The 10,321-nt window shown below is 31.7% G+C and carries 9 protein-coding genes; 1 reads left to right on the forward strand and 8 read right to left on the reverse strand.

Annotated features, from left to right (window positions below; translation table 11 throughout):
• The first annotated feature begins 39 nt into the window (after positions 1-39).
• Positions 40-1,050, forward strand: a complete 1,011-nt coding sequence (glsA, locus tag BOW55_RS09430; RefSeq protein WP_206733601.1) for a glutaminase A — start codon at positions 40-42, stop codon at positions 1,048-1,050.
• A 63-nt stretch (positions 1,051-1,113) separates the two neighbouring features.
• Here glsA and rpe read toward each other — a convergent pair whose 3' ends face one another.
• The 8 genes from rpe to BOW55_RS09465 all read right to left on the reverse strand — a co-directional run bounded on the left by rpe (position 1,114) and on the right by BOW55_RS09465 (position 10,214).
• Positions 1,114-1,776: a ribulose-phosphate 3-epimerase gene (gene rpe, locus BOW55_RS09435; protein WP_129023914.1), complete on the reverse strand. Its 663-nt coding sequence runs from the start codon at positions 1,774-1,776 to the stop codon at positions 1,114-1,116.
• 396 nt (positions 1,777-2,172) lie between these two features.
• Positions 2,173-3,036, reverse strand: coding sequence for an RNA polymerase sigma factor RpoD/SigA (locus BOW55_RS09440; protein WP_007804760.1), 864 nt, complete (start codon positions 3,034-3,036; stop codon positions 2,173-2,175).
• 146 nt (positions 3,037-3,182) lie between these two features.
• Positions 3,183-4,934 carry a hypothetical protein gene (locus BOW55_RS09445; protein ID WP_164975020.1) on the reverse strand — a complete coding sequence of 584 codons (1,752 nt, stop codon included), beginning with the start codon at positions 4,932-4,934 and terminating at the stop codon, positions 3,183-3,185.
• A 52-nt stretch (positions 4,935-4,986) separates the two neighbouring features.
• Complete coding sequence (locus BOW55_RS09450) at positions 4,987-6,192, reverse strand: DUF4249 domain-containing protein (protein ID WP_129023916.1); 1,206 nt, start codon at positions 6,190-6,192, stop codon at positions 4,987-4,989.
• Positions 6,193-6,197: 5 nt separating this feature from the next.
• Positions 6,198-8,483 carry a TonB-dependent receptor domain-containing protein gene (locus BOW55_RS09455; RefSeq protein WP_371414515.1) on the reverse strand — a complete coding sequence of 762 codons (2,286 nt, stop codon included), beginning with the start codon at positions 8,481-8,483 and terminating at the stop codon, positions 6,198-6,200.
• Entirely contained in the window at positions 8,426-8,980 is a 555-nt protein-coding gene (locus BOW55_RS21305) for a hypothetical protein (RefSeq protein ID WP_241686522.1), read from the reverse strand. The genes BOW55_RS09455 and BOW55_RS21305 overlap by 58 nt, the downstream gene beginning before the upstream one ends.
• A complete protein-coding gene (locus BOW55_RS09460) occupies positions 8,981-9,727 on the reverse strand; it encodes a hypothetical protein (protein ID WP_129023917.1) in 747 nt (248 codons plus the stop codon). It abuts the gene before it with no gap.
• 235 nt (positions 9,728-9,962) lie between these two features.
• Positions 9,963-10,214, reverse strand: coding sequence for a hypothetical protein (locus tag BOW55_RS09465; RefSeq protein WP_089052531.1), 252 nt, complete (start codon positions 10,212-10,214; stop codon positions 9,963-9,965).
• Positions 10,215-10,321: the final 107 nt, after the last annotated feature.

Here is a 10,321-nt window from a genome sequence, read left to right on the forward strand (position 1 = left end):
AATTAATATAGAATACAAATAAGAATGCAATTTTTTAGAATGAAGAAGCAAATGATTTTTGTTGGTTTAATGATCGTTTTTATCATAAACCAAGGCTATAGCCAAACATTATTGAATAAAAAAAATATAGAAAATACACTTAATGAAGCCTTTAATAAATTTAAAGATTTAAAAGAAGGAAAAAATGCAGACTATATTAAAGAGCTGGCCAATGTAGATCCCAATATTTTTGGTATTGCACTTGTTACTGCAGACGGAGCGGTATACACAAAAGGTGATATAACCTCAATGGTTTCAATTCAAAGTATATCGAAAGTATTTACTATGGCAAAAGTAATTGAACAAGAAGGACCTCAGTTTTTGGAAGACAAAATAGGTGTAAATGCGACTGGGCTGCCATTTAATTCTATTGTTGCGGTAGAAATGAATAAAGGGCAGAAAATTAATCCTCTTGTAAATCCTGGAGCTATTGCGGCCACAAGTCTTATTAGAGGTAATGATTCTATAGCAAAATGGAAAGAAATTCAGAAAATTCAGAGTGATTTTGCAGGAAGGCAACTCTCTATAAATCGTCCTGTTTATATAAGTGAGGCTGGTGATAATTTACGAAATCAAGCTATTGCACATTTGTTATTGGCTTATAACAGAATATATTTTGATCCAGTACAAGCAACAGATATTTATACGAAACAATGTGCATTGAATGTAAATGTAAAGGATCTTGCAACAATGGCAGCCACATTGTCAAATGGAGGTGTTAATCCTATTACAAAGAATAAGGTGGTTAGCCAAGCGACCGTGATGTATACCTTACCTGTAATGGCAACTGCGGGTCTTTATGATAATTCTGGAATTTGGTTATTTAATTCTGGGCTTCCGGCAAAGAGCGGCGTTGGAGGAGGGATGTTAGCAGTGTGTCCTGGTAAATTTGGAATAGCTGTTATTTCGCCGCCATTAGATAACTCTGGAAATAGTTTGAAAGCTCAGAAAGTGATTCAGTATGTTGTAGAAAAACTTAAAGCAAATCCTTATTGGGTTGATCCTAAGTAGGTATCGAAGTAAAAAAAAAGAAAGTCCAAAATTATTTTGGACTTTTCTTTTTTGTTTTGAAATTTAAAAAGTAGTAAGGACTTTTAAATCGGCAATTGTCTGAGTTGGATTTTCGGCTTTAAAAACAAAGCTTCCTGCTACTAAAACATCTGCGCCTGCCTCTACTAATTGTTTTGCATTTTTGTTCGTTACACCGCCGTCAATTTCAATAATTGTCGAAGCATTTTTGCGTGTAATTAAAGCTTTAAGCTTTCTTACTTTATCATACGTGTTTTCGATAAACGATTGACCTCCAAAACCAGGATTAACACTCATGATGCAAACTAAGTCAATATCGTTAATTACATCTTCTAGTAAATCAATATTAGTATGCGGATTGATGGCAACTCCTGCTTTCATTCCTTCTGCTTTAATTGCTTGAAGTGTTCTGTGTAAATGTGTACAGGCTTCGTAATGCACGCTTAGAATATTAGCTCCTAAATCAGCAAAAGTTTTAATGTAACGATCTGGATCAATAATCATTAAATGCACATCGATTGTTTTTTTTGCGTGTTTTGAAATGGCTTCTAAAACAGGCATTCCAAAAGAAATATTTGGAACAAAAACGCCATCCATAATATCAATATGAAACCAATCTGCTTGGCTGTTGTTTATCATTTCGATATCACGTTGTAGATTAGCAAAATCCGCTGCAAGGACAGAAGGAGCAATAAGTGTATTTTTCATTGTAGTGTGTTGTTTTTTTGCAAAGATAATTTTTTTAACCGCAAAGAGCGCAAAGAATTACGCACGGTGCACTAAGTTTTTTTTCACGCAGATTTAGCAGATCTGATTAAATTATTCGCAATAAATTCAGCAAAATGAATCTGCTAAATCAGCAAGAAGATTTTTAATCATTTTAATCTGTGAAATTTGTGGCTAAAACCTTGCGAACGTTGAGCTTAAAAACAAGTAAAATAAAAAACTCCGGTAATCAGCCGGAGTTTCAATCATCAATCAAAAAACGAACAGTCAATCAAACTGTTGTTTGCTTTAATACCAATATACGAAATTTTGAAACAAATTCCAAACTCCAATAATTTTTGGAATTTGGAATTATTTATATATTGGAGTTTTGGGTGATTACCCAAGATAAGTTTTAAGAATTTTACTTCTTGAAGTATGTTTTAATCTACGGATTGCTTTTTCTTTAATCTGACGAACACGCTCACGAGTTAGGTCGAAAGTTTCTCCAATTTCTTCTAAAGTCATTGGGTGTTGATCGCCAAGACCAAAATACAAACGAACAACATCAGCTTCTCTTGGAGTTAATGTTTCTAATGAACGCTCAATTTCAGTACGTAATGATTCGTGAATTAATTCTCTGTCAGGGTTTGGAGATTCTCCAGAACGTAAAACGTCGTAAAGATTAGAATCTTCACCTTCAACAAGAGGTGCATCCATTGATAAGTGACGACCAGAGTTTTTCATAGACTCTTTTACGTCATTTACTGTCATGTCAAGTTCTTTTGCAATTTCTTCAGCAGAAGGCGGACGCTCGTTAGATTGCTCTAATAACGCATACATTTTGTTGATTTTATTGATAGAACCAATTTTATTTAATGGTAAACGAACGATACGAGATTGTTCTGCCAATGCTTGAAGAATCGATTGACGAATCCACCATACAGCGTAAGATATAAATTTAAAACCACGAGTTTCATCAAAACGTTGAGCCGCTTTAATAAGACCTAAGTTTCCTTCATTAATTAAATCAGGAAGAGTTAATCCTTGATTTTGATATTGTTTAGCAACCGATACAACGAAACGCAGGTTGGCTTTTGTTAATTTTTCTAATGCTCTTTGATCACCTGCTTTAATTCTTTGTGCTAATTCTACCTCTTCATCAGCGGTAATTAGGTCAACTTTTCCGATTTCTTGTAGATATTTATCTAACGATGCAGTTTCACGATTGGTTACCTGCTTGGTGATTTTAAGTTGTCTCATGTTATTTGTGTCCTCAATTTTTAAGTGTACAAATGGTTATACGTGAGAAGATGCAAAAAGGTTACAATTAAATGAAAATAATTTTATTTTTTTTTAGTAACTAGGTCAAAAAAAAATCGGTTCAAGAATTGAACCGATTTTGATATTTATTTTACTGTAATGTTTTTTGTAATATATACGGGCTTTCCTTCGTCTGTAAAACCTTCTAAAACAACTTCAAAGTCGCCTTTAAGGTCTGAAGTGTAGAAAGATAAAGTTTCTTCTTTTTCGTCTAAAGATAAAGTTGGCTCCCAAAGCAATTGGTATCTATAATCTGGAATTCGTTTTAGATTATTTCCCGCATTATAATCAGGGTTATAATAAATTTTTGCAGGATTTGGTCTTTGAACTTCAGTTGGCTTCATGTATTTTTTGACAAAATTTATAGCAAAGTCACTGTTTTTGGTTTCAAAACTTATTAAGCCTCCATATAATTTTGGACCATAAGCATAAGGTTCATTAATAAGGCTTACTTTGTCTACATTTCCCATATTATAATCAAATAAATCACTTGAATCTTGTATAAGAAGTCCATCAACGATAATTAAAGGCGGTCCGTAAGCAGTTAGATCTTTATGACCATTTCGTACAAACAATTGATTTTTATCGTTAACACGTCTGTAATAAAGTTCTAATATGATTTCTACAACATTCTCCTTTAGGGTTGGGAAGCGAGTATAGTCGTCAAGAACATATGTTTTTTCGATGCTGTTAAAAAACGGACTGATAACTGCTTCTTGTATCAAGCTGTCTTTTTTCGTTTGATAATAGGCGTTTTGAATCTGACTTGCAGTAGAGCGCTCTTCAATATCTTTTTTAAGATCTTCTGTTAGATTGAGTTTTGATGAAAATTGCAGTCCTGAAGTATCAAGTTTTGGTAATGGATCTAAAAGCACGGTGAAATCTGAAGGGTTTTCATCGAGAACCTGAATAATCGCATTTGAGAAATTTGGAAATTGATCTAATAAAAACGTGAATTTCCCCTGAGAGTTTGTTTTAACTATTTTTAAAACATATTCTTTTCCAGGAAGCGAAATTGACAATGATTTATTATTTAAATCTTGATTGGTTTTTGATACAATTGAACCAGTAATTAATTCTGCTCGAAGTTCTGGAATAAATAAAAACGAACTAGGAGAATAATCGCTGTAATTTTGAGCTGTTTTTTTTACAAACTCTTGTGGAGTTGTTTGTTTTAAAGCAGGAATTTGATCTTTCTTTCGAACAGAAATAGAGTAATTTCCTTTTTGGGTTATTTCAGTAAGTGATTTTACTTTAATACTCGCTTTATCTCTTGTGTAATAACTGTTTTTATCTAGTTCAAAATCGATTCTTTTTTCATTATCAAGATTTGAATCTGTTGAGATATTAGTTGATGAAACACTGTTCTTTAGTGTATTATCAAAAGTTACATTAGCATTAGGCTCTTGAGTTTGAAATGGATTTATGATGAATAAATCTATTTCATATGTTTGAGATTTCGGATTGTTTAACATCCATTTTGTATAGGCAATTAACTTATAATTTCCTGTTTTTAATGTTGTTGGTATAAAATAATCCCCTGTTCCAATTCCTTTGTCAAGATAAACTTTGTTTTTTTGAAATGATTGTTTTTCATTATCAACAAGTTCAATATAAGCTATTTTGCTTATTAAACTTGGTTTGTTATTGATAGGGTTCAAACAATATAATTTGTAGAACAAAGTTTCTCCGGTTAAAAAAGTTGTTGTGTTCGAATGAAGAAAAATAGTTTCTTGTGATGATTTGGTTACTATATTATTTTTGTTTTGCTGCGCAGAGACAAATAAGCTGTTTGCAATCAAAAGTGTTAAAACCAATAATTGTTTAATTCTTTCCAAAATGTATGTCTGGTTATAGATTAATAGTTGTTCCATAGATGATAAAAAAGAATTATTCTATCCAAAAAGTTGGAACCATGTTAGATGAAAAAGTAGTACAGTCACCACAAGGTGCTTTTACCAAAAAGTATTTACTTTCATGATCCCATGAAAACAGAGTTCTGCCTTTGCTTCGAAGGGAGGAACGTAATATTTGGCCTGTACAAGGAAGGTCTCCTGGACAATCGATGTATTCTTTTAGATCACAATCTTCTATATAGTAAGGAGGTAAGTTATCATTCGGAAATAAATCTTTATAGTTGAAGTAAATTCGATCCGAAGAAACGGCCGAAACTTCAAAAAATCCAATTACTTTCTCATTAGGATTTTCTACAGATTTCATATTACCGTAAAAGAATCCAGGCTGTTTAGGCGAAAGAATACTTTCAGATGTAGATAATTCTCTCAATGTTTTATAAAAAGTATAAGCTGCTAAACTTTGAACATACTGTTTTACGAAGATGCTATAACGATGTGAGATGATATAATTTTGATCGCTGATAAAACGAACAGGATAGTGTACACGATCTTCGCTTGAGGTGCTGGTGTTATTAAGAAGAATAGCATCAGAAGTTTTAGAAGAATAACATGTTTTAGCTTCTTTGACTCTATTGGTTACTACAATGACTTCTCTTTCTGGAGTAGTAGGAGTTCCTGGGATTACGTTAATGTTTGCTTCTTGATAATACCACATAGGTGCTATGATTTTGTACGTTTCAGTATATTCATATCTATAGTATTTTGAAGTATTGGCAGGATCGTAACTATTTACATTTATTTGAACTCCACGCTGTCCATCAACAGTTTCGACAGTTGCAGTCATATTGTCAATTTTAGTTTCTGTAGTTAGAAGCTGTTCATCCGAAGTGTAATTTTTTCCTTCCCTTGTTTTAATGTTTAGTTTGTACTTTGTTCCAGGCATTGCTTTAAACGGTGTAAGCGAAACATAGAGACTGTCATTTTCTTTGAACTGATATTCATTGCCTTTATCATCTGTGATAAAAACATTAGCTCCTTTCTCAAATCTAGGGCCGGTTTCTTCTAATTGATAAACTTGAGAAACTCTTATAGTTTGATTTTTAAGTTCGTTTGTGATTGTTCCTTCAACAACTAGTGCGCTTTCAAAATCGGTAGTTTTAAAAGCATATTGTTCTGTACAGCTTGTTATGGCAAGCGATAGAAGAAGAAAAACGGAGATTTTTATTTTAAAATATTTCATAATTATTAAAATTTGAAATTATAAGTAATACTAGGAATTGGAACAGAGAATATTGAAGTTTTATAGGCTTTAATTTGTCCTTTATCCGTTACAAAAAATACTGAATAAGGGTTGTTTCTGCCTAAAACATTATAAACTGAGATGTTCCAGAAGCTATGGGTTAATTTTTTTATTTTATGATTTCCTTCAATGTTTAAACCTACATCTAATCTGTAATAATCTGGAATTCTAAATTTATTACGATCGCTGTAAACGGTATATTGTGCATTTCCGTAATCATACTTTCCAACAGGATACGTTATTGGTCTTCCGGTTTGATAGATGAAGTTACTTGAAAAACTATAACGTTTTGTGATTCTATAGTTTAAAACCGCACTAAAATCATGAGGTTTGTCAAAATTAGATGCGAAGAATTTACCGTCATTTACTTTCTCTTCATTAAATTGAGAATTTAGTCTAATTAATGATCTAGAGTATGTATATCCAAGCCATCCGTTAAGTCTTCCTACTTGTTTTTTTAATAATACTTCGATTCCATAGGCTTTACCATCTCCTTGAAGAAGTTCGGTTTCTATATTATGATTTAATAACAAATCAGCACCTACTTTATAGTCTAATATGTTTCTTGATTTCTTAAAGTAACCTTCTACACTTAATTCTAACTCGTCATTTTTTAGATTCTTATAAAGACCTAGCGAAAATTGCTGAGCACTTTCTGGCTTTACATTTAAATCTGAAAGCTTCCAAATATCTGTTGGAGATTGTGTAGTATTGTTTGATAAAAGATGGATGTATTGATACGTTTTGTCATAACTGGCTCTAACAGAAAAATCGTCTGTTATAAAATAGCGTGCAGCAACTCTAGGTTCAAATCCGCCATATCTTTTAATTACTTCGTTATTGCCAAATGTTTTAGTTTCCACTACAGTAGCATCACTTATAGGAAGATTTTCGTCATAAACCCTTTGAGTAGATTTTCCTAATGCAGCAAATGACGAGTATCTTAAACCAAAATCGACTAAGAATTTATCTGTAACTTTAAAATTATCACCAACATAAATAGCAGATTCTAAACCTCTTTCTTTGTCTATTTCAATAGGAACTAGGATAGATTCAGGATTTTTAGGGTTTAAATATCCAGGATTAATGCCGTAAAGTTTAGTTGAAATTCCGTAACTAATTTTATGCTTTTCGCTGTATAAGTAAATCATTTTTAAAGCGGCCTGCGTATCATTAATTTTATAGCCAAAATCAAAAGCATTTACACCGTCAGGCTGATAATCTATATTAAAGCGATACTCACTATTGGTAAAGAGAAGTGAACCTTTGTTTTTCTCGTTAAAAGTGTGATTCCATTTTAAAGTTGCTAGTCGATTGCTGTATTTGTACAGAGAGTCTGATGAAACACTAAATTTATCGTGGCTGTAATAAGCTGTAGCCTCTATGTCATTATTGGCGTTTATTTTATGATTGTATTTCAAAATGAAGTCATAGAATGATGCCTGACTATTTTTTAATTTTTCATCATCTAGACTTTTTAGAATCCAGTTAGAATAACTGGCTCTTCCTCCAGCAACAAGGCTTGATTTGCCTTTTACAACTGGTGTAGAAATCATTACATTGCTTGTTGCAGGACCAATTCCAGCTTCACCTTCAAATTTATTGAAATTTCCAGTTTTTGAGGTTATGTCAAAAACAGATGATAGTCTGCCTCCAAACTCAGCAGGAATACTTCCCTTATAAATATCTACTTTTTTTGTTGTGTAAGGATTTAATGCTGTAAAGAAGCCGAAAAAGTGAGATGGATTATATAAAACGGCATTATCTAATAAAAATAGATTTTGATCTTCTTTTCCTCCTCTTACATTATATCCAGAAGAACCTTCTCCAGATGTTTTGATTCCCGGCAGTGTCAATGCTACTTTTAGGATGTCACGTTCGCCAAGAACTAATGGAACATTTTTAATTCCTTCAGCATCAATAGTTGTAACTCCTGTAATTGCCGCTTTTGCATTTTTACTTTTATTGGTATTAATTAAAACTTCGTCGAGCTGATTTACGTTGTCAACAACCATAAAATTAAGGGTACCGTCATTGTAAACCATTATTTTTTTAGACACTTTATCGTAAGCAAAAGTTTCTGTTTCAACTGTGCTGATACCTGGCGGCACTTGCAGTTTATAATGTCCGTCGTTATCCGTAATAGTCGAAAATTCGGTATTTGGAATTTTTACTACAATGTTTGCAATTCCGCCTTTATTTTTACCGCCCCTAACGTATCCTGAAAGAATATAGCTTTTCTTTTTTGGTTTTTTACTTCTTTACCAATAAGTATAATATCCTTAATGTTCTTGTTAGGATTACGAGAATTTGTTTTTTTTACCGAGTCAAATTGCTGATAAAAAACAGGAGCAAGAGCTAATCCGTTTTCATCTCTCTCTAGCGGAATTCCAAAGTAATCGTCTGCCAGCTCATTATATATGATGCTGTTATTGGTTAATATGACTTTATTTTCGGCAACAAAAAAGTTAATGTTAGTGTTTTGAAAAACATCTTCAAGTATTTCGGCTATACGGACTTCTTTATACTGTTTTGTAATAGAAGTGCTGTCAGATTCTAACCATTTTTCGTCGTAGTAAAATTTAAAATATGAGGTTTGTTCAATATTTTGAATTGCAGTTTTAATGTTAGCGTTTTTAAGTTCAACAGAAACTTTATCACTAATGACTTGTGATTGTATATTGTATTGAAAGGCTAATAAAAAGAATAGGAGAGTAATTTTTTTCATTTAGTTAGAACTTTTTTTTAAAAAAAAATTATTGATTTGTTTCGTTAGATTTTCCATGTATTGAGTTTTATCTAATCGTGCTAACTTTCTATTGGCGTTGTAGTAATTATTAATTTCTTTTTTAATAGAAGGAAAGATTCTTTTTATATCTTTTTGTGAGTCAGCTTTGTAGAAAAAACCATTGTATTTTAAGAGATAATTTATTTTCTCAATAAAATTGTAATAGACTCCATCTGTCTGAAAAACTTCTATTTTTTCTTTATGATATTTAATGAAAAGTGAAACATCATTGCCAACATATTTTTCTTCGTAAATACCTTTTACAATATTTGGAAATTCAATGCTTTCAGATCTTAGATTGACAAATTTTTTATTATTGATGTAAAAAAAATCAACTTTGTCCTTAACAATATTCATAGCTAAGTTATCTGTTTGTTCTTTATGCTTGAAAATTACCTCGTCTTTAAGGATATCATATTTAAGATAAGAGTTGGAATAAATTTCTTTTTCAAAGCTTATATCGCCGACGGTGAATTCGTCGAGATAATATCTGTGTTTGTTTGCAATTGGACGAAGCGGCTCACTGTGCAAAACTCCGTTATTAATATTTAAGTTGTCTTTTCCAACGGCATTGTCAAAATAATCATACAATGATGATTGGTCATTGGACTGACAATAGGAATAAGAGGTCGTGAGTAATGTGCTTAATATCAGTAGATAAAAAGCCTTTTTTTGATGATTTTTCAAAGGATTTTGTGGTTTTGATGATTTGTTTTTGATTGGAGCCAAATATATCAAAAAAAATATGTTAACCTTTTAGAATTTCTGTTAAATTGTGATAATTTATTTACTTTTTGTGATTTTGCAGAATATTATAACAATTTTTTTAAGACATACGACATAAATAAAAACCCTAATCAAGCTAATGAATAGGGTTTTTGGCATTAATGAATTGAGGGCAAATATTATCGTTTAAAGGAATTTATTCGTAAGAATCATCCGTACTGTCTAGGATTTCATCAAATATCTTTTTTAATGATTTTAAATAAAGAGGAAACGAAAGTGCCAGCAATACATATTCTATTCTTAAAACAGTTATGTCGTCTAGTATTCGATATAAGCATGGAATAATAATGACTAAAGAAACAGCTACCCCAATCCAAGGATTATTTATTATCTTTTTTATGGTTGGTAAAAGTTTCATTTCGGTTTTCTGATTTAATGTGATTCTCATCTACTTTTTTATTAGTTTCTTGATGTAAAAGTAATTTCGATTTCAAATTCAGATCTTAAAAATGTCATGAAAGCCGTTTTTCTTGTCATGAAAAGTATAGTATTTGC

The organism is Flavobacterium sp. YO12, from assembly GCF_004119495.1.
Taxonomy (GTDB): Bacteria; Bacteroidota; Bacteroidia; order Flavobacteriales; family Flavobacteriaceae; genus Flavobacterium.

Bases quoted from the DNA above. Each gene is read 5' to 3' on its own strand.
- BOW55_RS09465 (WP_089052531.1), bottom strand. From the start codon at position 10,214: ATGAGAATCACATTAAATCAGAAAACCGAAATGAAACTTTTACCAACC.
- BOW55_RS09440 (WP_007804760.1), bottom strand. From the start codon at position 3,036: ATGAGACAACTTAAAATCACCAAGCAGGTAACCAATCGTGAAACTGCA.
- glsA (WP_206733601.1), top strand. From the start codon at position 40: ATGAAGAAGCAAATGATTTTTGTTGGTTTAATGATCGTTTTTATCATA.
- BOW55_RS09450 (WP_129023916.1), bottom strand. From the start codon at position 6,192: ATGAAATATTTTAAAATAAAAATCTCCGTTTTTCTTCTTCTATCGCTT.
- rpe (WP_129023914.1), bottom strand. From the start codon at position 1,776: ATGAAAAATACACTTATTGCTCCTTCTGTCCTTGCAGCGGATTTTGCT.
- BOW55_RS21305 (WP_241686522.1), bottom strand. From the start codon at position 8,980: ATGAAAAAAATTACTCTCCTATTCTTTTTATTAGCCTTTCAATACAAT.